Consider the following 22,986-nt stretch of genomic DNA (forward strand, 5'->3'; position numbering starts at 1 on the left):
GACTGACCCGATGCTGAAAATCGCCAGCTATAATCTGCATAAATGCCGCGGGATGACAGGTCCGCATGCACCGAAACGCAATCTGGAGGTCATCGCCGCGCTGGCCCCCGACATCATCGCCCTGCAAGAGGTCGATTTTCGTCTGGGCGCGCGCCCCGAGGCCCTGCCCCGCGGGCTGATTGCCGAGGCGACGGGACTGGTGCCCGCCGATATCGTCGGGACCACCAGCCAGAATTCGCTGGGCTGGCATGGCCAGACGATCCTGATGCGCCCGGAACTGGCCGAGGCGGCGACCGTGCGTCGGATGCCCCTGCCGGGGATCGAGCCGCGCGGCGCCATCGCCCTGCGCCTGCCGAAGCTGACCATCATCGGCCTGCATCTGGGGCTGGCCCGGTCGTCGCGGCGGGCACAGCTGGCGCGGATCACCGCGCAGGCCTCGCGCATCGCGGAAGACAACATCGTCATGCTGGGCGATTTCAACGAATGGCGCGACGATCGCGGGCTGGAATCGCTGGCCGGTTTTCGCGTGATCGCGCCCGGCCCCTCTTACCCCGCGCCGATGCCGCGCTTTGCGCTGGACCGGATCGCCATGTCGCATCATCTGGAATTGCTGGGACATGGCGTGTTTTCGGGCGCGAATGCGCGCGAGGCCTCGGATCACCTGCCGATCTGGGCCGAAATCCGGTATCCCTAACATTTGGCGCTTTCGGCTGCGGCTGTCCCTAGGTAAAACAACCGTGACCTGATTTAACGGAGGGGTTCATGACCGCCATTATCGATATTTACGCACGTGAGATTCTGGACAGCCGGGGCAATCCGACGGTCGAGGTGGATGTCACGCTGGAAGACGGCACCATGGGCCGCGCGGCGGTTCCCTCGGGTGCCTCGACCGGCGCGCATGAGGCGGTCGAAAAGCGCGACGGCGACAAGTCCCGTTACATGGGCAAGGGCGTGCTGGAAGCGGTCGCCGCCGTGAATGGCGAGATCGCGGAAAATCTGGTCGGCGAAGACGCGACCGATCAGCGCGCCGTCGATGAGATCATGATCGAACTGGACGGCACCCCGAACAAGGGCCGTCTGGGCGCGAATGCGATCCTGGGCGTGTCGCTGGCCGTGGCCAAGGCCGCGGCCGATGCCTGCGCCCTGCCGCTTTACCGCTATGTGGGTGGCGCCTCGGCCCATATCCTGCCGGTGCCGATGATGAATATCATCAATGGCGGCGAACATGCTGACAACCCCATCGACATTCAGGAATTCATGATCATGCCGGTCAGCGCGGAGAACATCCGCGAGGCCGTTCGCATGGGGTCCGAGGTCTTTCACACGCTGAAGAAAGAACTGTCGGCGGCGGGTCTTTCGACCGGGATCGGCGATGAGGGCGGCTTTGCCCCGAACCTGTCCAGCACCCGCGACGCGCTGGATTTCATCCTGAAGGCGGTGGAAAAGGCCGGCTACACGCCCGGCGACGATATCATGCTGGCGCTGGATTGCGCGTCGACCGAATATTTCAGGGACGGCAAATATGACATGAAGGGCGAAGGCAAGGTCCTGACCCCGGCCGAAAATGTCGATTACCTTGCCGCGCTTTGTGGCGACTATCCGATCCTGTCGATCGAGGATGGCTGCGCCGAGGATGACTGGGACGGCTGGAAACTGCTGACCGACAAGCTGGGCGAGAAGGTGCAGCTGGTGGGCGACGATCTGTTCGTGACCAACCCCGCACGTCTGGAAGAGGGGATCAAGCGCGGCTGCGGCAATTCGCTGCTGGTCAAGGTCAACCAGATCGGCACCCTGTCGGAAACGCTGGACGCCGTGCGCATGGCCGACCGCGCCCGCTATACCAGCGTGATGTCGCACCGCTCGGGCGAGACCGAGGACGCCACCATCGCGGATCTGGCCGTCGCCACCAATTGCGGCCAGATCAAGACCGGTTCGCTGGCACGCTCGGACCGGCTGGCGAAATATAACCAGCTGATCCGCATCGAGGAAATGCTGGGCGCCTCGGCCGTCTATGCAGGCACATCCATCCTGCGCTGATCCGCAGGTCATCTCTTTCCCGCCCGGCGCGAACCGGGCGGGATTTTTCATGCATGGCACCGCCAAAAGTGCATACCTTTCCCCGATTAAGTGCAGGTTATTGCGTGATTTCCCGCCCGGTTACCGCAGTCTCGGCCAGGCCGCGGAAAATATCGCAAGCTTGCGGAAATTGCCCCCTCGACACATGGCATTCACGGGCTAAACTGCCTCCATCTTGAAGGCCGGGACCTGTCCGGGGCGGTCGTCCCACCCGGTCTGATCGGAGGAGATATATGACAGATTCCAAATCCCTGGACCGCCGGTCCTTTCTGACCCGCGCATCGGTTGGCGGCGCCGCCGCAGCCGCAGGTGCGACGCTGGCAGCACCGGCCATCGCCCAGGAAGCCCCAAGCGTCAATTGGCGCATGGCCTCTTCTTTCCCGAAATCGCTGGACACGATCTATGGCGGCGGCGAGGAACTGGCGGCCCGTGTCAAGGAAGCGACCGACGGCAAGTTCAACATTCAGGTGTTCTCGGCCGGTGAGATCGTGCCCGGTCTGGACGCGATCAATGCGGCCACCGACGGCACCGTCGAATGCGCCCATTCGGTCGGCTATTACAACTGGGGCAAGGATGCGGCTTTCGCCTGCGGCGCCGACCTGCCCTTCACCTTCTCGGCCCGCGCCAAGGCGGCCTATAATTACCAGGGCGGCGGCATCGACAATTACAATGCCTTCCTGGAAAAATACAATCTGGTCAGCTATCCGGGCGGCAATACCGGCGTGCAGATGGGCGGCTGGTATCGTAAGGAAATCAACACGCTGCAGGACCTGAAGGGCCTGAAGATGCGGATTTCGGGCCTGGCAGGCCGGGTGATGGAAAAGCTGGGCGTTGTGCCGCAGCAGATCGCCGGCGGCGATATCTATCCCTCGCTTGAAAAGGGCACCATCGACGCCGCCGAATGGGTCGGCCCCTATGACGACAACAAGCTGGGCTTCCAGAAAGTCGCGCCCTACTACTACTATCCCGGTTTCTGGGAAGGCGGCCCGACGGTCGGCTTCTTCATGAACAAGGGCAAGTTCGACGAACTGCCCGACAGCTACAAATCGCTGTTGCGGACCTGCTGTCAGGCCACGGACCAGAACATGCTGGCCAAATATGACATGAAGAACCCGACTGCGCTGAAAGAGCTGGTCGGCGGTGGCGCGCAGCTGCGTCCGTTCAGCGAAGAGATCCTGACCGCCGCATTCGCCGCCGCGAATGAGGTCTATGCCGAGATCTCGGCCGAGAACGAGGCCTTCAAGACGCAATATGAAGCCATGCTGCAATATCGCGACGACTGGTATCTCTATGCGCAGACGGCGGAATACACCTATGACACCTTCATGATGATCCAGCAGCGCAATGGCGCGCTGGCCCCGGGTGGCGGGCAGTAATCTGCGCGAGTGACTGAAACGGAAAACCGCCGCGATCCCGTCGCGGCGGTTTTTTGTCAGGCCCGTCGCTCAGCAGCGTCCGTCGGTGAACTGCACCAGATCCCACAGATTACCGTAAAGATCCCGAAACACGGCGACGATGCCGTAATCGGCCTGTTTCGGCGCGCGCGTGAAGTCGATGCCCCGCTCGCGATAGATCTCATAATCGCGCCAGAAATCATCTGTTTGCAGGAACAAAAACACCCTGCCGCCGGCTTGATCGCCGATATACCGGGCCTGATGGCTGTCCGAGGCCCGCGCCAGCAGGATCGAACAGCCCGCACCGCCCGCAGGACGGACGACGACCCACCGTTTGTCTTGTTCCGGCTGATAGCTGTCCTCGACCAGATCGAAACCCAGCTTTTGCGTGAAAAACGCGATCGCCTCGTCGTAATCGCGGATCACCAGCGCGATATGGGCCAGCATTTGCGCCATGATACCCCCTCTTGCCTGCCAAGAATAAGGCCGGGATGGGACCCGGCCTTTTCCAATCAGTTGCTGCCACCAAGACCGGGCGGCGGACCGCCCAGATCAAGTCCGCCCGGTGCGGCGGGCTGCGATTCTGCCGGGGGTTCGGGCGGGGTGTCTGCCGGGGCTTCGGGCGCTGCACCGCCAAGGCCGGGGGGCGTCCCCAGACCCGAGCCAAGGCCGCCACCCAAGCCGCCACCCAAGCCGCTGCCGCCCGATCCGCCACCCGGCGCCGCCGGTTGCCCGAAGGGAGAGCCGCCAAGACTGCCCAGCCCGCCAAAGCCACCGCCGCTGCCGGCTGTCGGGATCTCGATCTTGATGTTCGAGGTGTCCACCACCGGCCCCTTGTAATGCATCACCATCTGCGGGAACAGGATCACCAGCGCGATCATCAGCACCTGCAGACCGACAAAGGGCACCGCCCCGCGATAGATATCCGCGGTCGAGACCGCAGGCATATCCTTGCCCGTGACCTCATCCGAATAGCTTTCGCGCGGCGCGACCGAGCGCAGATAGAACAGCGCAAAACCCACCGGCGGCGTCAGGAAGGATGTCTGCATCGTCGCGGCCAGAATGACCCCGAACCAGATCAGGTCGATGCCCAGCGTATTCGCCGCCGGGATCAGCAGCGGCACGATCACGAAGGCCAGTTCGAAGAAATCGAGGAAGAAGGCCAGAAAGAAGATGATCGCGCAGACCGCAATCAGGAAGCCATATTCGCCGCCCGGCAGCGCGGTCAGCAATTCCTCGACCCAGACATGGCCGTTGATCGAATAATAGGTCAGCGAAAAGACCGTCGCACCGATCAGGATGAACATCACGAAAGAGGACAGGCGGGCTGTCGCCTGCAGCGCCTCATTCACGACATTCAGGCTCAGACGGCGCTTCATCCCGGCAAGGATCAGCGCGCCGACCGCGCCCATGGCGCCGCCTTCGGTCGGGGTTGCGATGCCCAGAAAGATCGTGCCCAGCACCAGAAAGACCAGCGCCAGCGGCGGGATCATCACCATGATCACCTGCCGCGTCATCCGCGACAGAAGGCCCAGCCCCAGCATCTGATCCAGAACCGAGACGCCCATCAGCGCAAGGATGGTGATGCTGGCCGCCCAGATACCGGCATCATCGCCGTAATCGGCCGCCAGCCATTGTTTCGCCAGCAGAAAGACCGCGACACCAAGGGCGATCATCGCGGGCATGGACCAGCCCACCGGCCCAAGGGTACGCGCCTCGGCCGGCAGGGCAGGCATGGATCGCGGGCGGATGACCGACATGACCGCGACATAGCCCATATAGATCCCGGTCAGTGCCAGGGCCGGAATCATCGCGGCCTTGTACATGTCGCCGACCGAACGCCCCAACTGGTCTGCCAGAACGATCAGCACCAGCGATGGCGGGATGATCTGCGCCAGCGTCCCCGAGGCCGCGATCACCCCGGTCGCCAGCTTCCGGTCATAGCCATAGCGCATCATGATCGGCAATGAGATCAGCCCCATCGAGATGACCGAGGCCGCCACCACGCCCGTCGTCGCCGCCAGCAGCGCCCCAACCAGCACCACCGCATAGGCCAGACCGCCCCTGACAGGCCCGAAAAGCTGCCCGATCGTGTCCAGCAGATCCTCGGCCATGCGCGATCGTTCCAGCACGATGCCCATGAAGGTAAAGAAGGGAATGGCCAGCAGCGTGTCATTGCGCATCACGCCAAAGACCCGGTCGCCAAGCGCGCTGAGAAGGTTCCAGCCGACATTGACCTGATCGCTGAGCGGGGTCAGGAACACGCCGATCAGAAAGAACAACAGACCGTTCGCCGCCAGCGCGAAAGAGATCGGATAGCCGATCAGAAGGAATGCGACCATCGACAGGAACATGATGGGCGCAAGATTGTGGGCAATTAAGTCGATCACGCGCGATCCTCGTGCTTTTTGGTGGCGGTGTCATGCGTGTGGGCATGCTCTTCATGCGGATGGCCCATCATCAGCTCGGCCTCGCGCAGCGCGGCCTCATGGGGTGAGATATGGGCATGTTCATCCGGCACGATGCCTTTCAGGATCGCGACATTGCGGATCAGTTCGGAAATTCCCTGCAAAAACAGCAGCACAAAGCCCGCCAGCAGCACGGCCTTGGCCGGCCAGATGGTCAGCCCGCCCGCATTCATCGACACCTCGCCGGTGCGATAGGAAATCATCAGCGAGTGATAGACCAGATTGATCATCAGCCCGGTAAAGGGCAGCAGAAAGAACAAGGTCCCGAAGATATCGATCTTGATCTGCGTGCGCCGCGACCAGCGGCTGTAGATGATGTCGATGCGGATATGTTCGTTTTGCAGCAGCGTATAGGCGGCGGCAAGCATGAACGCCCCGCCATAGAGATACCACTGCAGTTCAAGCCAGGCATTTGACGAGATGCTGAAGACCTTGCGAACGACGGCATTGGTGGCGCTGACGATGACCGCCAGCAGGATCAGCCAGGCAGCGCTGCGGCCGATAACGGTATTCATGCGGTCGATGCCGCGCGATAGGGCCAAAAGGCCGCCCATAGGTCGTTCCTCCCTCTCATCGGTGACCACTTCCGGGTCGCGGCCGTTCTCGGATGACGGCCTTTTCAACATGGGGTATGCGCGAAGCCCCTCGACCGGTCAAGGATTTCAGCTATGGGCCAGTTGCGCAACCGTGGCCAGGACCGACAGGACTGCGACCTCGGCAATGACCGAGGCGCTGCCCAGCACATCGCCGGTCTGGCCACCGATCCAGCTACTGGCGCGCCAGATCACCCACCCCGTGCCGATCAGAGCGGCAATCAGTGCGAGAAAGCCCGGAAAACCCAGCAGCATCAGCGGAAAGGCCCCGAAAATCAGCGCCAGCGCCAGATTGCCTGCATCCGGCCTGCCCGCTGATTTGCCCAACCCCTCTTGTCGTGCGGCAGGCAGGGCGGCCATCACAAGCACGATGGCAGCCCGGCCCGCCGCCGCCGCCGCGATCACAGCCATGGGGGTAAGCTGCGAGATGGCCGTGATGCGCAGCGCGGTGGACAGAATCAAGGCCATCACCCCATAGCTGCCGATCGCGGAATCGCGCATAATGCGCAGCCGGTCTTCCCGCGTGCGCCCGCCCGCCGCATCGGTGAAATCGGCCAGCGCGTCTTCATGCAGCGCGCCGGTCAGCAGCACCGCCAGCGTGACCGACAGCGCGGCCGGAAACAGCCCCGGCCCCATCATCCACAGGGGCAGCGCGGCGATGGCGCCGATCAGCATCCCGGCCAGCGGAAAGGCCCAGAGGCTTTGCGACAGGGGCAGAATCGTCGCAGGCAGCAGGCGCCCCAGCGGCAGACGGGTCAGAAAGACCAGCGCCAGCAGAAACTGGTTCAGCCTAGCCAATCCCGGCCTCGGCAAAGGTCGCCATATCGGCATGGCAGGCAATCGCGCCGCGCAGCACCATCAGCGCCACCGCTGCGCCCGAACCCTCGCCCAGCCGCATGTCCAGCGACAGGATCGGCGACATTTTCAGCGCATCCAGCATCCGGCGATGCCCGGGCTCGGTGCTTTGATGCCCGATCAGGCAATGTTCCAGCGCCTCGGCATTGTCCAGCGTCAGGACCGCCGCCGCCGCCGTGCAGATGAACCCGTCCAGAATGACCGGCAGGTTCAACTCTCGCGCCCTCAGGATCGCGCCGCAAATGGCGGCCTGCTCACGCCCGCCAAAGGCCGACAGCACCGCCGTCGTGCCGCCGCCCTGATGGCGCGCAAGCCCCTCATCCACGGCGCGGCGCTTATTGTCCATCTCTTCGCTGTTCGCGCCGGTGCCGGGGCCGACCCAATCGGCCCCCGTGCCGCCAAGGACCGCCGCCGCCTGCACCGCTGCCACCGTCGAATTGCCGATGCCCATTTCGCCCAGAAGCAGCACATCCGCATCCGCATCCACCGCCGAGGCGCCGGTTTCCATCGCCGCTGCGACCTCGGCTTCGGCCATGGCCGGGCCTTGGGTGAAATCCCCGGTCGGGCGGTCAAGATCCAATGGCACGACCGACAGATGCGCCCCGGCCACCTTGCAAAGCTGATTGATCGCCGCCCCGCCAGTGCGGAAGTTATCGACCATCAGCGCGGTGACCTGCTGGGGAAAGGGGTTCACGCCCTGCGCCACGATGCCGTGATTGCCCGCAAAGACCACCGCCTGCGCCCGGTTCAGGACGGGAACGGCGCGCCCCTGCCAGCCGGCCATGAAAATCGCCAGCTCTTCCAGCCGACCCAATGATCCCGGCGGTTTGGTCAGGATATCCTGCCGCTCTCTGGCGGCATCGGCCGAGGCGTGATCAAACGGCTTCATCGGGATCGTCTCCTCTTGGCTTCAGGCGCAGCGGCATGCCAGACACGGCCATCCAGACCTCATCCGCAATCTGTGCCACGGCCTGATTCATCCAGCCATGCTGGTCGCGAAAGGCACGCGCCATCTGGTTGCCGGGCACGATACCCTGACCCAGCTCATTTGTAACCAGCACAACCGGCGCGTTTTGTTCGCGCAGCACCCGGCAAAGCCGATCCACATCCGCCCGGCCTTCGCAATTCGACATCCACAGCGTCAGGCAATCGACCAGCCGCACCCCCTGCCCGTCGGTCTTTCGCAAGGCGCCCGCCAGATCGACAGGCTCCTCGACCGTGATCCATCCCGCGCCCCGACTGCGGCGATGTCGTGCAATTCTTTCGGCCATTTCAGCATCCCCCGCCTGTGCGGTGGCGATATAGATCGCGGCCTGGCCATGACGCCTGACCAGACGTTCAGCCAGTGCCGACTTGCCCGAGCGTGCGCCGCCCGTAACCATGGTGATATGACCGAATCGCTGCATTGGTTGCAATCTGTTCCACAGCACGTCAGGCAAGAAAAGCTGGAATTCCACTTTACCTGAACGAGCGTTTAATTAATTAAGCAGCCCATTACGGGTGGCGGTGCCATCCACCAACTTGGAGGAGTTGACAAATGACAAAGCTGTTTACCACGACGGCGCTGATTGCCGCATTGGCCATGCCCGCCTTTGCAGCAAAACCCGGCGAAGGAGAGACGCTGGCCGAAAATCAGACGCTGAATTTCTGGATCCTGGACGCGTTCAAATCGCTGGACCCGCAACTGACATCCTCGCGCACCGATTCTGACATGATCCGTCAGCTGTTCGAGGGTCTCTTGAACGAGGATGAGACCGGCGCCATGGTGCCGGGCGTCGCCGAAAGCTGGGAGGTCAGCGATGACGGGCTGACCTATACCTTCAACCTGCGCGACGCGAAATGGTCGAATGGCGAACCGGTGACGGCCGGCGATTTCGTCTATGCCTGGCGTCGGGCGGTCAATCCGGAAACCGGCTCGGAATATGCCTGGTTCATGGAATTGATGAACATCGCCAATGCCGCAGAGATCATCAAGGGCGACGTGGCCCCGGAAGAGCTGGGCGTGACCGCGCTGGATGACAAGACGCTGCAGGTTCAGCTGATCAAGCCGACCCCCTATTTCCTGAAAACGCTGTCGCATTCCACCACCTATCCGGTGCCGCAAAGCGTGGTCGAAGCCGAAGGCGATGGCTGGACCCAGCCGGGCAAGATGGTCGGCAACGGCGCTTACGTGCTGAAAAGCCACGATCTTGGCGTCGAGGCCGTGGCCGTCAAGAATGACGAATACTGGGATGCCGAGAACACGATCCTCGACGAGGTGAAATTCATCACCGTCAACGATCAGAATATCGGCCTGACCCGCTATCTGGCCGGTGAGATCGACTGGATGAACACCCTGCCCGCAGGCCGTCTGCCGCAGATGCAGGCCGAATATCCCGATGAGGCGATCAGCGCGCCGTGGGCCTGTTCCTATGGCTATCTGTTCAACCTGTCCGACAAGGGCCCCGAGGCGCTGAAGGATCTTCGCGTGCGCCAGGCGCTGTCCTATGCCATCGACCGCGACATCATCGTGGACCGGGTGCTGCAGGGCGGCCAGCGCCCGGCCTATAACTGGACCCATTGGGCCATGGAAGGCTATGAGATCCCCGAGGTGGACTGGGCCGATTGGAGCCAGGCCGAGCGGATGGAAAAGGCCAAGGAACTGCTGGCCGAGGCCGGTTATGGCCCCGACAATCCGCTGAACCTGACGATCCAGTACAACACCTCCGAGGATCACAAGAAGCTGGCCATTGCCGTCCAGCAGTTCTGGAAGGCCATCGGCGTGAATGTGACGCTGAACAATTACGAATGGAAAGTGCATATCGACCGCCTGAACAATCAGGATTTCGAGGTCGCGCGCTATGCCTGGTGCGGCGATTACAACGAAGCGTCAACCTTCCTCGATTATTTCCGCTCGGGCGGGTATAATCAGGGGAAATGGGAAAACGCCGATTATGACAAGCTGCTGGCCGAGGCCGCCACGGCCGAAGATCCGAACGTGCTGTATCGTCAGGCGGAAGAGATCTGGGGTCAGGAACTGCCCATGGCGCCTGTCTATCACTATGCCATGGCGCAGATGATCAAGCCCGATATCCGCGGTGTCCCGCTGGAGAACGTGATGTCGGCCTGGTACGCCAAGGACATGTATCGCGTGGCCGAATAAGACCGCACATCCCGCGACGGAAGGGATTGTCCTTCCGTCGCATCTGACCACATGACGTCTGTCCCTGCAGGGAGGCACAGCCGATGTTCGCATATATTCTGCGACGACTGGCGGTGGCGATACCTACGTTGCTGCTGCTGATTATCTTTTCCTTCATATTGATGCATCTTGCCCCCGGTGGCCCCTTCTCGCAGGAACGGGAACTTCCGCAGCAGGTTCTGGACAATCTGAACGCCAAATACGGACTGGATCTGCCGCTGTGGCAGCAGATCTGGAATTACCTTTACGGCATCGTGGTCCATTTCGATTTCGGACCCAGCTTCGTCTATCCCGACCGCACGGTGAATGACATCATCGCATCCGGGTTCCCGGTGACGCTGACCTATGGCACGCTGTCCTTTATCGCGGCGGTGGTCTTCGGGGTCGCCCTGGGCGTCGTGGCCGCGATCTGGCACAACAGTTGGCTGGATTATCTGGCGGTCGGCATTTCCATCGGGGCGCAGGTGCTGCCCAACTTCGTGATGGCGCCGATCCTTGTGCTGCTCTTCACGCTGACATGGCGCATGCTGCCCGGCGGCGGCTGGAGCTTCAGCGATCCCAGCTTCTGGATCATGCCGATCATCGCGCTGGCGACCAGCTACATGGCCTCGATCGCGCGGATCACGCGCTCCTCGATGCTGGAGGTGCTGGGCAGCAACCATATCCGCACCGCCCGCGCCAAGGGCATGCCCGAATATCGCGTCATCCTGCGCCACGCGCTGAAGCCCGCCATGCTGCCGGTGATCAGCTATCTGGGCCCGGTCTTCGTCTCGATGATCACCGGCTCGGTGGTGATCGACATGTATTTCTCGACCGGCGGCATCGGCAAGGCCTTTGTCGATAGCGCGCTGAACCGGGATTACGCGGTGATGATGGGCATTACCATTCTGGTCGGCACGCTGACCATCCTGTTCAACCTGGCCGTCGATATCCTCTATGCGTGGATCGACCCGAAGATCCGGTATTAAGCCATGGTTATTCAACAAGATAAAATGGAATCTCTGGCCAATCGCATGACCGAGCACGAGGTCAAGGGCCGCAGCCCCTGGGCCGATGCGCGCAAGCGGTTCCTGCGCAACAAGGCAGCAATGTTCGGGCTGCTGATCCTGATTCTGGTGCTGCTGTTCGCGATCTTCGGCAATGCCTTCGCCGCCTGGTCCAATGAAGAGCTGGATTTCAGCGTCATGGGTCAGGTCGCGACGATGGGCCAGCCCTCGATCGAAAACGGCCATTATTTCGGCACCGACGATCTGGGCCGCGATCTTTACGCCCGCACCGTGCAGGGCACCCAGATCAGCCTGATGGTGGGCGTCGTGGGCGCGGCCATCGCGGTGATCGTCGGCACGCTTTACGGCGCAACGGCGGGCTATGTCGGCGGGCGGGTCGATCAGCTGATGATGCGCACCGTCGATATCCTGATGTCGATCCCCTACATGTTCGTGCTGATCCTGCTGCTGGTAATGTTCGGCCGGTCCATCGCCATGCTGTTTCTGGGCATCGGGCTGATTTCATGGCTGGATATGTCGCGGATCGTGCGCGGCCAGACGCTGTCGCTGAAAAACCGCGAATTCATCGAGGCCGCCCGCGCCACCGGCGTCTCCAGCTGGAAGATCATCATGCGCCATATCGTGCCCAACCTGCTGGGCGTCGTCGCGGTCTATGCCACGCTGCTGGTGCCGCTGATGATCCTGACCGAAAGCTTCATCAGCTTTCTGGGTCTGGGCGTGCAGGAACCGCTGACCTCATGGGGCGCGCTGATTTCCGAAGGCGCGGGCACGATGAATTACGGCACGTTGTGGCAACTGGCCTTCCCGCTGTTTTTCTTTGTCATCACGCTGTTCGGTTTCTTCTTTGTCGGTGACGGGCTGCGCGACGCGCTGGACCCGAAGGAGCGCTGATCATGGCTTTGCTGCAGATCACGGACCTGAATGTCCGCTTCCAGACCAATGATGGCGAGGTTCATGCCGTCAACAATGTCGATCTGTCGGTCGAGGCGGGCGAGCCCCTGGGCATCGTCGGCGAATCCGGCAGCGGCAAGTCGCAGCTGTCCTTCGCGCTGATGGGCCTGCTGGCGCGCAATGGCCGCGCCACCGGCAGCGTCGTCTTTGACGGGCAAGAGATCCTGAACGCGCCGCCCAAGCTGCTGAACCGCATCCGGGCCGAAAAGATCGCGATGATCTTTCAGGATCCGATGACCTCGCTGAACCCTTACATGCGCGTCTCGGACCAGATGGCCGAGGTGCTGACCCTGCATAAGGGCCTGTCGAAACGCGACGCGGTGACCGAGGCGGTGCAGATGCTGGATGCCGTGAAGATCCCCGATGCCAAGGGGCGGGTGCGGCTTTATCCGCATGAGTTCTCGGGCGGGATGCGGCAGCGGGTGATGATCGCCATGGCGCTGCTGTGCCGGCCAAAGCTGCTGATCGCGGATGAGCCGACCACGGCGCTGGATGTGACGGTGCAGGCGCAGATCATGACGCTGCTGGCCGATCTTCAGCGCGAATTCGGCATGGCGATGATCCTGATCACCCATGATCTGGGCGTCGTTGCCGGATCCTGCGACCGCGTCGCGGTGATGTATGGCGGCCGGATCCGCGAAATGGGCGATGTCGGCCCCTTGTTCAAGGAACCTGCCCACCCCTACACGCAGGGCCTTCTGGCGGCGATCCCTCGCGTCGATCACGAGGATGACGAGTTATCCGCAATTCCCGGCGCGCCGCCCAATATGTCGAACCCGCCGCCCGGCTGCGCCTTCGAGCCGCGCTGCGCCTATCGCCACCCGCGTTGCGCCGAGCAGCGCCCGCAGCTGGAGGAATTCGCCCCCGGCCGGTCCCGCGCCTGCTTTGCACCGCTTGAAGATGTTCTGGCGCATCGCGAAACCGCCACCCCCGCAGAAGAAGAGGCAGCCCAGCCATGACCAGACCGCTTCTTGACGTCCATGACCTTCGCGTCACCTTTTCGCTGGGCTCCGGCGGGCTTCTGCCCTGGAGCAAACCCCGGCTTCTGCATGCGGTGAACGGTGTCGATTTCACCCTGCAACCCGGTGAGACGCTTGGCATTGTCGGCGAATCCGGCAGCGGGAAATCCACGCTGGCCCGCGCCCTGATCGGCCTTGTCGATGCGCAGGGCAGCGCCGAATGGGTCGATGGCAAGGATCTGATCGGCCTGTCGCCGGGCCAGATGATGGCCTATCGCAACGATATCCAGATGGTGTTTCAGGATCCGCTGGCCAGCCTCAACCCCCGCATGACCGTGGGCCAGATCATCGCCGAACCGCTGGTCACCCATCACCCCGGCCTGTCGCGGGCCGAGGTCAAGACCCGCGTCAAGGCGATGATGGAAAAGGTCGGGCTGCTCTCCAACCAGATCAACCGCTATCCGCATGAATTCAGCGGCGGTCAGTGCCAGCGCATCGGCATCGCCCGCGCGCTGATCGTGGAGCCGAAGCTGATCATCTGCGATGAGCCGGTCTCGGCTCTGGATGTCTCGATCCAGGCGCAGGTGATCAACCTCTTGATCCGGCTGCAGCAGGAACTGGGCCTGTCGCTGATCTTCATCGCCCATGACCTGTCGGTGGTGAAACATATCAGCGACCGGGTGCTGGTGATGTATCTGGGCAAGGTAATGGAAATCGCGCCCTCGGCCGATCTTTATGCCGATCCGCAGCACCCCTATACGCAGGCGCTGCTGTCGGCGGTGCCGGTGCCGGACCCGGATTTCGATCCCGCCACCAGCGTGGTGCCGCTGCATGGGGAACTGCCCTCGCCCTCGAACCCGCCATCGGGCTGCGTCTTCCGCACCCGCTGCCCGCGGGCGCAGGCGCGCTGCGCGTCCGAGGTGCCGGTACTGCAGGGTCAGGCGCACCAGACCGCCTGCCACTTCCCCGGCCCCTTCACCGAGGCCGAAATCGCCAAGGCCCGCAGCACCGAGGCCGCCTGAATGGCAAGGCCCGGCACGGCCGATCCCAGGGCCTATGCCGAACGCTGGTCCGCGCTGAAGAACATCCCGCCCTTCCTGGCGATGATCTGGCGCGCCAGCCCCGGCCTGACCGCGATCATGGTGGCGCTGCGCCTGATCCGCGCGCTGGTGCCGGTGGCCATGCTGTGGATCGGCAAGCTGATCATTGATGAGGTCGTCCGCCTGACCGGCCTGCCCGATGCCCCGACCTCGCTGACGGGCTGGTGGTCCAGCGGTCTTGCCCAGCCCCTGATCTGGCTGGTCACGGCCGAACTGGCGCTGGCGCTTGGCTCGGACATCATCGGGCGGCTGGTCAGCTATACCGACAGCATGTTGCAGGAAAAGCTGGTCATCTTCCTGTCGCTGCGGCTGATGGATCATGCCGCCAGCCTGGATCTGGCCACATTCGAGGACCCCGCCTTTCAGGACCGTCTGGACCGCGCACGCAGGCAGACAACGGGGCGGATCCCGATCCTCAGCCAGGTGATGCAGCAATTGCAGGACAGCGTCACGGTGATCAGCTTCGGCATCGGCCTGATCGCCTATAATCCCTGGCTGGTCCTGCTGCTTCTGATCGCCATGATCCCCGCCTTTCTGGGCGAGATGTATTTCAACAGCCAGCTTTACGCCCTGAACTGGCGCCGCGCCTCTGACCGGCGCGAACGCGACTACCTGCGCCGCATCGCCAGCAGCGCCGATTCCGCCAAAGAGATCAAGATTTTCGGCCTGAACGGCTTTCTGCGCGACCGCTACCGCCTGCTGGCCGAACGCTTCTACCGGGAAAACCGCGCCATTTCGCGGCGTCAGCTGACAGCCATGGCGCTGCTGACCGCACTTGGCACGCTTTGCTATTATGCGGCCTATCTGTGGATCATCGGACGCACCCTGACGGGCACGCTCAGCCTCGGCGATCTGACTTTCCTGTCGGGCAGCTTCCTGCGCCTGCGGGGCCTGATCGAAGGCCTGCTGACCACCTTCTCGAATATGGCGGGCCAGGCGCTCTATCTCGACGATCTCTACAGGTTCTTCCACGAACGCCCCCACATCACCGCAGGCCCCGCCCCCCTGCCCGTCCCCGACCCGATCCGTCAGGGCGTGGTCTTCGAGAATGTCGGCTTCCGCTACCCGGGCACCGACCGCTGGGCGCTGCGGGGCCTGTCCTTCACCCTGCAGGCGGGCGAGACGCTCGCGCTGGTGGGCGAAAACGGCGCAGGCAAGACAACGATCGTCAAGCTTCTGACCCGGCTCTATGACCCGACCGAGGGGCGCATCCTCCTGGATGGCCGCGACCTGCGCGACTACGATCCAGAGGCCTTGCGGTCCGCCATCGGCGTGATCTTTCAGGACTTCGTCCGCTACGCCATGAGCGCCGCGGACAATATCGCGACGGGCCGCATCTCGGCCCGCGATGACCGCCCGCGCATCACCGCCGCAGCAGATCGCGCCGCAGCGCAGGCGGTGATCGACAGGCTGCCCGCAGGCTATGACCAGATGCTGGGCCGCAGCTTCGCCCGCGGGGTGGAGCTCTCAGGCGGCGAATGGCAGAAACTGGCCATCGCCCGCGCCTATATGCGCGACGCCCAGATCCTGATCCTGGACGAACCGACCGCCGCCCTCGACGCCCGCGCCGAATTCGAGGTGTTTCAGCGCTTCCACGACCTCTCCTCCGCCCGCACCGCCCTGCTGATCTCGCACCGTTTCAGCAGCCTCCGCATGGCTGACCGAATCCTCGTGCTGGAACATGGCAGGGTGCAGGCGCAGGGCACCCATGCCGAGCTTCTGGCCCAAAAGGGCCGCTACCGCGACCTCTTCGAACTCCAGGCAAGGGGTTATCGCTAAGCCCATCTTTTGTGCCCAAATATCCCCGCCGGAGGCGAAATCCGCGACCGCTCGCCCCTCAGCGCAGACGCAGCTGGCCCGCGCCCTCTTCCGCATGCCCGATCACCGCCGCCTCTGAAAATCCGTGCTCGGCAAAAATCGCCAGCGCCTCACCGGCCGCCTTGGGCGCCACCGCCACCAGCAGACCGCCGCTGGTCTGGGGATCGGTCAGAATGGCGCGATCCACATCGCCCACTCCCTCGCCCAACTGGACATCCGCACCATAGCTGGCCCAGTTCCGACCCGAGGCGCCGGTCACATATCCGGCCCCGGCCAGATCGCGCACCCCGTCCAGCAAGGGGACGGCGGACCAGTCCAGCACCAGATCGCAGCCCGATCCGCGTGCCATTTCCAGCATATGCCCGGCCAGACCAAAGCCGGTCACATCCGTCATCGCCCGCACAGCCTCCAGCCGCGCCAGATCCGGCCCCGCACTGTTCAGCCGCGTCGTCGCGCCGATCATCCGCGCGTAACCGGCCTCGTCCAACGCGCCCTTCTTCAGCGCCGCCGACATGATGCCGACGCCCAGCGGCTTGCCCAGGATCAGCAGATCGCCCGGCCTCGCCCCCGCATTGCGCTTCACGTGATCCGGATCGATGATCCCAAGCGCGACCAGCCCATAGATCGCCTCGACCGAATCGATGGTATGACCGCCCGCAATCGGAATGCCCGCATCGCGGCAGGCCATCGCCCCGCCCTCCAGAATGCGGGAAATCGTCTCGGGCGACAGCGTGTTGATCGGCATCCCCACCAGCGACAGCGCCATGATCGGCGTCGCGCCCATGGCATAGACATCGCTGATCGCATTGGTCGCCGCGATCTGTCCGAAATGCCGCGGATCATCGACAATGGGCATGAAGAAATCCGTCGTCGCCACCAGCGCCTGACGATCGTTCAGCTTATAGACCGCCGCATCGTCCGAGGTCTCGATCCCGACCAGCAGCTCATCCGGCACCGGCAGCATCTTCGTGCCGCGCAGCAGCCCGGTCAACACGCCCGGCGCGATCTTGCAGCCACATCCGCCGCCATGGGACAGCGAGGTGAGGCGGGGCTCTGTGGGGCGGGGATCATCCATCTGCGGACCTTTCGACAAGGGCGACCCTCACAGAGTCGCGCGATTTTCGCCCAACATAGCATCTGCGCGGGGCGCAGCAATGCGACCGCGCCCGGGCTTGGCTTGCAAATCGCGACGGACCGGCATTCAACTGTGGCACGAAACAGGGCGCCGAACGGAGAGGGAAGAGGGCAGATGAACGCATATGAGGACGGGCTGCTGCGGACGCCCGCAAATCACCAGCCGATGACGCCGATCTCGTTTCTGGAACGCGCAGCCCGCGTCCATCCTGATCACCCGGCCATCATCCACGGCACCTTTCGGTGCAGCTATCGCCAGATGTGGGACGATTGCAGGCGGCTTGCCTCGGCTCTGGACGGACAGGGGATCGGGCGCGGCGATACGGTGGCGGTGATGCTGTCCAACACGCCGCCGATGATCCTGGCCCATTACGGCGTGCCGATGGCCAATGGCGCGGTGCTGCTGTCGCTGAACACCCGTCTGGATCCGGCCATGCTGGCCTTTCAGCTGGATCATGCCCAGGTCGGACTGGTGATCGTGGACCGGGAGTTTTCCGCCGTCATGGCCGAGGCGCTGGCGATGACGCACAACCGGCCGATCGTGGTGGATTTCGACGATCCCGAATATCCCGATGATGCGCCGGTGCCAAAGGGCGCGGGCATCGGCACGCTGGATTTCGCGGAATTTCTGGCCAGCGGCGATCCGGAATTCGCCTATGCCCTGCCGCAGGATGAATGGGATGCGATCACGCTGAACTATACCTCGGGGACGACGGGCAATCCCAAGGGCGTGGTCTATCACCATCGCGGCGCCGCGCTGATGTGTCTCAGCAATACCATCCATGCCCAGATGGGTCGGCATCCGGTCTATCTGTGGACGCTGCCCATGTTTCACTGCAATGGCTGGTGCTACCCCTGGACCCTGTCTGTGCAGGCGGGGACGCATGTCTGCCTTCGCTGGGTGCGGGCCGGGGCGATCTATCAGGCAATCGCCGATCACGGCGTCACCCATCTGTGCGGCGCGCCCATCGTCATGTCCACGCTGCTGTCCTGTCCCGCCGATCAGAAACGCGCCCTGCCCCATCGGGTGAATTTCAACACCGCCGCGGCCCCGCCGCCGGAACCGGTGCTGCTGGCCATGGCCCAGGAAGGTTTCGACGTCACCCATGTCTATGGCCTGACCGAGACCTATGGCCCCAGTGTCGTCAATGACTGGAACAGCGATTGGGACAGCCGCAGCGCCTCGGAACAGGCGGCGCTGAAGGCGCGTCAGGGGGTCAGCTATCTTTCGCTGTCCGATCTTGCGGTTCTGGACCCCGAAACGATGCAGCCCGTGCCCGCCGATGGCACTACCCTGGGCGAGGTGATGATGCGCGGCAATATCGTCATGAAAGGCTATCTGAAAAATCCGCAGGCGACGGAACAGGCTTTTGCCGGTGGCTGGTTCCATTCCGGCGATCTGGGCGTGATCCATCCCGACGGCTATGTCCAGCTGAAGGACAGATCCAAGGATATCATCATCTCTGGCGGCGAGAATATTTCCTCGATCGAGGTGGAAGAGGCGCTGTATCGCCACCCTTCCGTGGCGCTCTGCGCCGTCGTTGCCATGCCCGATCCGAAATGGGGCGAACGGCCCTGCGCCTTTGTCGAACTGCGCGCGGGCCAGCCCGGGGACGAGGCCGCGCTGATCGCGCATTGCCGCGACCTGCTGGCGGGCTACAAGCTGCCGGCCCGGATCGTTTTTCAGGAATTGCCCAAGACTTCGACCGGGAAAATCCAGAAATTCATGCTGCGCCAACGGGCAGCCCTGATCGCCCAGGGGCAATGATCTCGGCAATGTGATCCGCGACCCGGCATTTAGTTGCGAATTATTCGCATCTCTGTTGACTTTCTGCGAACGGTTCGCATTTATTCTGCCAAACCAGTATGAGGCAGGGGACAGGATGACGCAGATGAGGTCGGGTTTCTGGAGCGTGGCGGCGGTGTCACTTCTGGCGGCGGGCGCGGCACAGGCGCAGGACCGGCTGAAGGTCGTGACGACCTTCACCGTCCTGGCGGATATGGCGCAGAATGTGGCGGGGGATGTGGCGGATGTGGTCTCGATCACCAAGCCCGGCGCTGAAATTCACGGGTATCAGCCAACGCCGCGCGATCTGGTCCGCGCGCAGGGCGCGGATCTGATCCTGTGGAACGGCATGAATCTGGAACTGTGGTTCGAACAGTTCCTGTCCAACCTGCGCAATGTCCCCGAGGCGACCCTGACCGACAATATCGAACCGATTGCGATTGCGGGCGGCAGCTATGAGGGCAAACCCAACCCGCATGCCTGGATGGGTCTGGAAAACGCCCAGATCTATATCGACAATATCGAAAGAGCCTTTTCCGAGGCGGATCCCGCCAATGCCGCCACCTATGCCCGGAATGCGGCGGATTATAAGGAAGAGCTGCGCCAGACGATAGAACCCTTGCGTCAGGAAATCCTTGAGATCCCGGAAGAAAAGCGATGGCTGGTGTCCTGCGAAGGGGCATTCAGCTATCTGGCGCGCGATTTCGGGATGAAAGAGCTTTACCTGTGGCCGATCAATGCCGATCAGATGGGCACGCCGAAACAGATCCGCAACGTGATCGACGGCATCCGCCAGAATGACATTCCCGCCGTCTTCTGCGAAAGCACCGTCAATACCAGCCCCGCCGAACAGGTCGCGCGCGAAACCGGCTCTTACTACGGTGGCGTGCTTTATGTGGACAGCCTGTCGGAACCCGATGGGCCGGTGCCGACCTATCTGGACCTGCTGCGGGTGACGGCACAGACCATCTCGGATGGGCTGCGCGACGGCATGGCGCAGGAGGACTGAGATGGCGCGTGAAACCCTGACCCGGCCTGCCTCGGACAAGGATACAGGCAGCGGCATCATGGCCGATGATGTCACCGTCACCTATCGCAACGGCATGACCGCGCTGCGCAATGCCAGCTTTGAAATCCCGCGCGGCACGGTCACGGCGCTGGTGGGCGTCAATGGCGCGGGAAAATCGACGCTGTTCAAGGCGATCATGGGCTTTGTCCCGACCGCCAAGGGCCAGATCCGGCTGCTGGGCCGCTCGGTGAACGAGGCGCTGCGCAGCAATCTGGTCGCCTATGTCCCGCAGGCGGAAGAGGTCGACTGGTCCTTTCCGGTGCTGGTCGAGGATGTCGTGATGATGGGCCGCTATGGCAAGATGGGGCTGCTGCGCCGCCCCTCGGCCGCGGATCACAAGGCGGTGGAAGAGGCGCTTGGCCGCGTCAATATGCTGGATTACCGCCACCGCCAGATCGGGGAACTGTCGGGCGGGCAGAAAAAGCGGGTCTTTCTGGCCCGCGCGCTGGCACAGGACGGTCAGGTCATCCTGCTGGACGAACCCTTTACCGGCGTCGATGTGAAGACCGAGGAACAGATCATCCGGCTGCTGGGCGAATTGCGCGATGAAGGCCGGGTCATGCTGGTATCCACCCATAATCTTGGTTCGGTGCCCGAATTCTGTGACCGGGTGGTGCTGGTGAAGGGAACCGTGCTGGCCTATGGGCCGACGGAAACGACCTTCACCCGCGCCAATCTGGAAAAGGCCTTTGGCGGGGTGCTGCGGCATTTCACCCTGGGCGGCGATGCGCTGCATGACGATGACGATCCGCGTCGTATCACCATCCTGACCGATGATGAACGCCCGCTGGTGCAATATGGCGACCGCACCCATCTGGCGGATCGCAGCCCGGAAAGGCGCGAGGAATGAGCCTGCTGCTGGAACCCTTCACCTATGGCTATATGACCAATGCCATGTGGGTCTCGGCCTTGGTCGGCGGGGTCTGCGCCTTTCTGTCGGCCTATCTGATGCTGCGGGGCTGGTCGCTGATCGGGGATGCGCTGTCCCATTCGGTCGTGCCGGGCGTCGCCGGGGCCTATATGCTGGGGCTGCCCTTCGCGCTTGGCGCCTTCCTGTCGGGCGGGCTGGCGGCGGCGGCGATGCTGTTTCTGTCAGATCGTTCGGGGTTGAAGGTCGATGTGGTGATCGGGCTGATCTTCAGCGCCTTTTTCGGGCTTGGGCTGTTCATGATCTCGATCAATCCGGTCTCTGTCTCGATCCAGACCATCGTGATGGGCAATATCCTGGCGATCACCCCGGAAGATACGCTGCAACTGGTCATTATCAGCTTCGTGTCCCTGACGATCCTGCTGCTGAAATGGAAGGATCTGATGGTGGTCTTCTTCGATGAAAGCCACGCCCGCACCATCGGGTTAAGGCCGCAATGGCTGAAGGCGGTGTTCTTCGTGCTGCTGTCGGCCTGCGTCGTCGCCGCGATGCAGACGGTTGGCGCGTTTCTGGTCATCGCCATGGTCGTGACGCCGGGTGCGACGGCCTATCTGCTGTGCGATCGCTTTCCGCGCCTGATCATGCTGTCGGTGCTGATCGGGACGGTGACCAGCTTCGTGGGCGCCTATCTGAGCTATTTCCTGAACGGCGCGACCGGCGGCATCATCGTCTGCCTGCAAACGCTGCTGTTCCTGATCGTCTTTGTCTTTGCCCCGAAATACGGGCTGCTGGCCGCGCGCGCCCGTGCCGCCGCCGCCCTGCGTGAAGGAGCCACGGAATGATCGAGACCCTGCTGATGCCGTTCCAGTTCCCCTTCATGCAGAACGCCTTTCTGATCTCGGTGCTGGTGGCGGTGCCCACGGCGCTGCTGTCCTGCTTTCTGGTGCTGAAAGGATGGGCGCTGATGGGCGATGCGGTCAGCCATGCGGTGCTGCCGGGGGTCGTGCTGGCCTATATCCTGAATTTCCCGCTGGTTTTCGGCGCATTTCTGGCGGGCATGTTCACCGCCGTGGCAACCGGGTTTCTGTCCGAAAACAGTCGGCTGAAACAGGACACGGTGATGGGTGTCGTCTTTTCGGGCATGTTCGGACTGGGCATCGTGATATATACGGCGATCACGACCGATGTGGATCTGGATCACATCCTCTTTGGCAATATGCTGGGCGTGGGGACCGAGGATCTGCTGACGGCAGGCTCGATCTCGGTCGTCGTCTCGGCGCTGCTGCTGATCTCTTGGAAGGATCTGATGCTGTTCGCCTTTGATCCGATTCAGGCGCGGGCATCGGGGCTGCGGATCGGGTTGCTGCATTACGGCATGCTGACAGTCTTGTCGCTGACCATCGTCGCCACGCTTAGCGCAACGGGGCTGATCCTGGCCGTGGGCCTGCTGATCGCGCCCGGCGCCATCGCCTTTCTGGTGGTGCGCAGCTTTGGCTGGATGCTGGCCGTGTCGGTGGCGGTCTGCCTGCTGTCGATGCTGGGCGGAACCTATCTCAGCTTCTTTCTGGACAGCGCGCCGGCCTCGACCATCATTCTGGTGCTGACGGTGATTTTCATCGTCGTCTTCGTGCTGCGTCTGGCGCGCAACCGTCGCGCGACGCAAAGCTGAACCGCCCCCTCTGGTCGTCCGGCCCGTTTCGTCTTAGGTACGGGTCCAAGCACAGGCC

General features: G+C 63.0%; 21 protein-coding genes. 14 read left to right on the forward strand and 7 right to left on the reverse strand.

Annotation, left to right across the window (positions count from 1 at the left end; genetic code table 11):
- The first annotated feature begins 10 nt into the window (after positions 1-10).
- From JHX87_RS03620 to JHX87_RS03630, 3 genes are all read left to right on the forward strand, one after another.
- A complete protein-coding gene (locus tag JHX87_RS03620; protein ID WP_271882427.1) occupies positions 11-694 on the forward strand; it encodes an endonuclease/exonuclease/phosphatase family protein in 684 nt (227 codons plus the stop codon).
- 68 nt (positions 695-762) lie between these two features.
- A complete protein-coding gene (eno, locus tag JHX87_RS03625) occupies positions 763-2,037 on the forward strand; it encodes a phosphopyruvate hydratase (RefSeq protein WP_271882429.1) in 1,275 nt (424 codons plus the stop codon).
- Positions 2,038-2,327: 290 nt separating this feature from the next.
- Complete coding sequence (locus tag JHX87_RS03630) at positions 2,328-3,452, forward strand: TRAP transporter substrate-binding protein (protein ID WP_271883454.1); 1,125 nt, start codon at positions 2,328-2,330, stop codon at positions 3,450-3,452.
- A gap of 69 nt (positions 3,453-3,521) precedes the next feature.
- Here the strand turns inward: JHX87_RS03630 and JHX87_RS03635 are convergent, their stop codons facing one another.
- The 6 genes from JHX87_RS03635 to cobU all read right to left on the reverse strand — a co-directional run bounded on the left by JHX87_RS03635 (position 3,522) and on the right by cobU (position 8,792).
- A complete protein-coding gene (locus JHX87_RS03635) occupies positions 3,522-3,926 on the reverse strand; it encodes a VOC family protein (RefSeq protein ID WP_271882432.1) in 405 nt (134 codons plus the stop codon).
- A 56-nt stretch (positions 3,927-3,982) separates the two neighbouring features.
- Positions 3,983-5,860 carry a TRAP transporter large permease gene (locus tag JHX87_RS03640; RefSeq protein WP_271882433.1) on the reverse strand — a complete coding sequence of 626 codons (1,878 nt, stop codon included), beginning with the start codon at positions 5,858-5,860 and terminating at the stop codon, positions 3,983-3,985.
- Positions 5,857-6,492 (reverse strand): TRAP transporter small permease subunit, encoded by a 636-nt coding sequence (locus JHX87_RS03645; protein ID WP_271882434.1) that lies wholly within the window; start codon positions 6,490-6,492, stop codon positions 5,857-5,859. The genes JHX87_RS03640 and JHX87_RS03645 overlap by 4 nt, the downstream gene beginning before the upstream one ends.
- A gap of 108 nt (positions 6,493-6,600) precedes the next feature.
- On the reverse strand, positions 6,601-7,329 hold the full coding sequence (cobS, locus tag JHX87_RS03650) for an adenosylcobinamide-GDP ribazoletransferase (RefSeq protein ID WP_271882435.1): 729 nt from the start codon (positions 7,327-7,329) through the stop codon (positions 6,601-6,603).
- Positions 7,322-8,275, reverse strand: a complete 954-nt coding sequence (gene cobT / locus JHX87_RS03655) for a nicotinate-nucleotide--dimethylbenzimidazole phosphoribosyltransferase (RefSeq protein WP_271882436.1) — start codon at positions 8,273-8,275, stop codon at positions 7,322-7,324. The genes cobS and cobT overlap by 8 nt, the downstream gene beginning before the upstream one ends.
- Positions 8,262-8,792, reverse strand: coding sequence for a bifunctional adenosylcobinamide kinase/adenosylcobinamide-phosphate guanylyltransferase (cobU, locus tag JHX87_RS03660; protein ID WP_271882437.1), 531 nt, complete (start codon positions 8,790-8,792; stop codon positions 8,262-8,264). The genes cobT and cobU overlap by 14 nt, the downstream gene beginning before the upstream one ends.
- A 131-nt stretch (positions 8,793-8,923) precedes the next feature.
- Here cobU and JHX87_RS03665 point away from each other — a divergent pair, with 131 nt between their 5' ends.
- The 6 genes from JHX87_RS03665 to JHX87_RS03690 all read left to right on the forward strand — a co-directional run bounded on the left by JHX87_RS03665 (position 8,924) and on the right by JHX87_RS03690 (position 16,363).
- Positions 8,924-10,528 carry a peptide ABC transporter substrate-binding protein gene (locus JHX87_RS03665; protein ID WP_271882438.1) on the forward strand — a complete coding sequence of 535 codons (1,605 nt, stop codon included), beginning with the start codon at positions 8,924-8,926 and terminating at the stop codon, positions 10,526-10,528.
- An 83-nt stretch (positions 10,529-10,611) separates the two neighbouring features.
- A complete protein-coding gene (gene oppB / locus JHX87_RS03670) occupies positions 10,612-11,535 on the forward strand; it encodes an oligopeptide ABC transporter permease OppB (protein ID WP_271882439.1) in 924 nt (307 codons plus the stop codon).
- Between the two features lie 24 nt (positions 11,536-11,559).
- Complete coding sequence (locus JHX87_RS03675) at positions 11,560-12,465, forward strand: ABC transporter permease subunit (protein WP_272833829.1); 906 nt, start codon at positions 11,560-11,562, stop codon at positions 12,463-12,465.
- Positions 12,466-12,467: 2 nt separating this feature from the next.
- Positions 12,468-13,484 carry an oligopeptide/dipeptide ABC transporter ATP-binding protein gene (locus JHX87_RS03680; RefSeq protein ID WP_271882443.1) on the forward strand — a complete coding sequence of 339 codons (1,017 nt, stop codon included), beginning with the start codon at positions 12,468-12,470 and terminating at the stop codon, positions 13,482-13,484.
- Positions 13,481-14,506 carry an oligopeptide/dipeptide ABC transporter ATP-binding protein gene (locus JHX87_RS03685; protein WP_271882444.1) on the forward strand — a complete coding sequence of 342 codons (1,026 nt, stop codon included), beginning with the start codon at positions 13,481-13,483 and terminating at the stop codon, positions 14,504-14,506. Before JHX87_RS03680 ends, JHX87_RS03685 begins: the two co-directional genes overlap by 4 nt.
- Positions 14,507-16,363: an ABC transporter ATP-binding protein gene (locus JHX87_RS03690; protein ID WP_271882445.1), complete on the forward strand. Its 1,857-nt coding sequence runs from the start codon at positions 14,507-14,509 to the stop codon at positions 16,361-16,363.
- A gap of 58 nt (positions 16,364-16,421) precedes the next feature.
- On the opposite strand, the gene selD is transcribed toward JHX87_RS03690, so the two are convergent.
- Positions 16,422-17,477, reverse strand: coding sequence for a selenide, water dikinase SelD (selD, locus tag JHX87_RS03695; RefSeq protein ID WP_271882446.1), 1,056 nt, complete (start codon positions 17,475-17,477; stop codon positions 16,422-16,424).
- A 174-nt stretch (positions 17,478-17,651) separates the two neighbouring features.
- Between selD and JHX87_RS03700 the strand changes: the two genes are divergently transcribed.
- From JHX87_RS03700 to JHX87_RS03720, 5 genes are all read left to right on the forward strand, one after another.
- A complete protein-coding gene (locus JHX87_RS03700) occupies positions 17,652-19,304 on the forward strand; it encodes an acyl-CoA synthetase (RefSeq protein WP_271882448.1) in 1,653 nt (550 codons plus the stop codon).
- A 124-nt stretch (positions 19,305-19,428) separates the two neighbouring features.
- Positions 19,429-20,331: a metal ABC transporter substrate-binding protein gene (locus JHX87_RS03705; protein ID WP_272833830.1), complete on the forward strand. Its 903-nt coding sequence runs from the start codon at positions 19,429-19,431 to the stop codon at positions 20,329-20,331.
- A gap of 1 nt (position 20,332) precedes the next feature.
- Complete coding sequence (locus JHX87_RS03710; protein ID WP_271882450.1) at positions 20,333-21,241, forward strand: manganese/iron ABC transporter ATP-binding protein; 909 nt, start codon at positions 20,333-20,335, stop codon at positions 21,239-21,241.
- Positions 21,238-22,101 (forward strand): metal ABC transporter permease, encoded by an 864-nt coding sequence (locus tag JHX87_RS03715; protein ID WP_271882452.1) that lies wholly within the window; start codon positions 21,238-21,240, stop codon positions 22,099-22,101. Before JHX87_RS03710 ends, JHX87_RS03715 begins: the two co-directional genes overlap by 4 nt.
- Positions 22,098-22,928 (forward strand): metal ABC transporter permease, encoded by an 831-nt coding sequence (locus JHX87_RS03720; protein WP_271882453.1) that lies wholly within the window; start codon positions 22,098-22,100, stop codon positions 22,926-22,928. Before JHX87_RS03715 ends, JHX87_RS03720 begins: the two co-directional genes overlap by 4 nt.
- The last annotated feature ends 58 nt before the right edge of the window (positions 22,929-22,986 follow it).

This window comes from Paracoccus fistulariae (assembly GCF_028553785.1).
Taxonomy (GTDB): domain Bacteria; phylum Pseudomonadota; class Alphaproteobacteria; order Rhodobacterales; family Rhodobacteraceae; genus Paracoccus; species Paracoccus fistulariae.

Coding starts and splice junctions, on each gene's coding strand:
- JHX87_RS03620 (WP_271882427.1), top strand. CDS start 11: ATGCTGAAAATCGCCAGCTATAATCTGCATAAATGCCGCGGGATGACA.
- eno (WP_271882429.1), top strand. CDS start 763: ATGACCGCCATTATCGATATTTACGCACGTGAGATTCTGGACAGCCGG.
- JHX87_RS03635 (WP_271882432.1), bottom strand. CDS start 3,926: ATGGCGCAAATGCTGGCCCATATCGCGCTGGTGATCCGCGATTACGAC.
- JHX87_RS03645 (WP_271882434.1), bottom strand. CDS start 6,492: ATGGGCGGCCTTTTGGCCCTATCGCGCGGCATCGACCGCATGAATACC.
- cobT (WP_271882436.1), bottom strand. CDS start 8,275: ATGAAGCCGTTTGATCACGCCTCGGCCGATGCCGCCAGAGAGCGGCAG.
- cobU (WP_271882437.1), bottom strand. CDS start 8,792: ATGCAGCGATTCGGTCATATCACCATGGTTACGGGCGGCGCACGCTCG.
- JHX87_RS03665 (WP_271882438.1), top strand. CDS start 8,924: ATGACAAAGCTGTTTACCACGACGGCGCTGATTGCCGCATTGGCCATG.
- oppB (WP_271882439.1), top strand. CDS start 10,612: ATGTTCGCATATATTCTGCGACGACTGGCGGTGGCGATACCTACGTTG.
- JHX87_RS03675 (WP_272833829.1), top strand. CDS start 11,560: ATGGAATCTCTGGCCAATCGCATGACCGAGCACGAGGTCAAGGGCCGC.
- JHX87_RS03680 (WP_271882443.1), top strand. CDS start 12,468: ATGGCTTTGCTGCAGATCACGGACCTGAATGTCCGCTTCCAGACCAAT.
- JHX87_RS03685 (WP_271882444.1), top strand. CDS start 13,481: ATGACCAGACCGCTTCTTGACGTCCATGACCTTCGCGTCACCTTTTCG.
- JHX87_RS03690 (WP_271882445.1), top strand. CDS start 14,507: ATGGCAAGGCCCGGCACGGCCGATCCCAGGGCCTATGCCGAACGCTGG.
- selD (WP_271882446.1), bottom strand. CDS start 17,477: ATGGATGATCCCCGCCCCACAGAGCCCCGCCTCACCTCGCTGTCCCAT.
- JHX87_RS03700 (WP_271882448.1), top strand. CDS start 17,652: ATGAACGCATATGAGGACGGGCTGCTGCGGACGCCCGCAAATCACCAG.
- JHX87_RS03705 (WP_272833830.1), top strand. CDS start 19,429: ATGAGGTCGGGTTTCTGGAGCGTGGCGGCGGTGTCACTTCTGGCGGCG.
- JHX87_RS03710 (WP_271882450.1), top strand. CDS start 20,333: ATGGCGCGTGAAACCCTGACCCGGCCTGCCTCGGACAAGGATACAGGC.
- JHX87_RS03715 (WP_271882452.1), top strand. CDS start 21,238: ATGAGCCTGCTGCTGGAACCCTTCACCTATGGCTATATGACCAATGCC.
- JHX87_RS03720 (WP_271882453.1), top strand. CDS start 22,098: ATGATCGAGACCCTGCTGATGCCGTTCCAGTTCCCCTTCATGCAGAAC.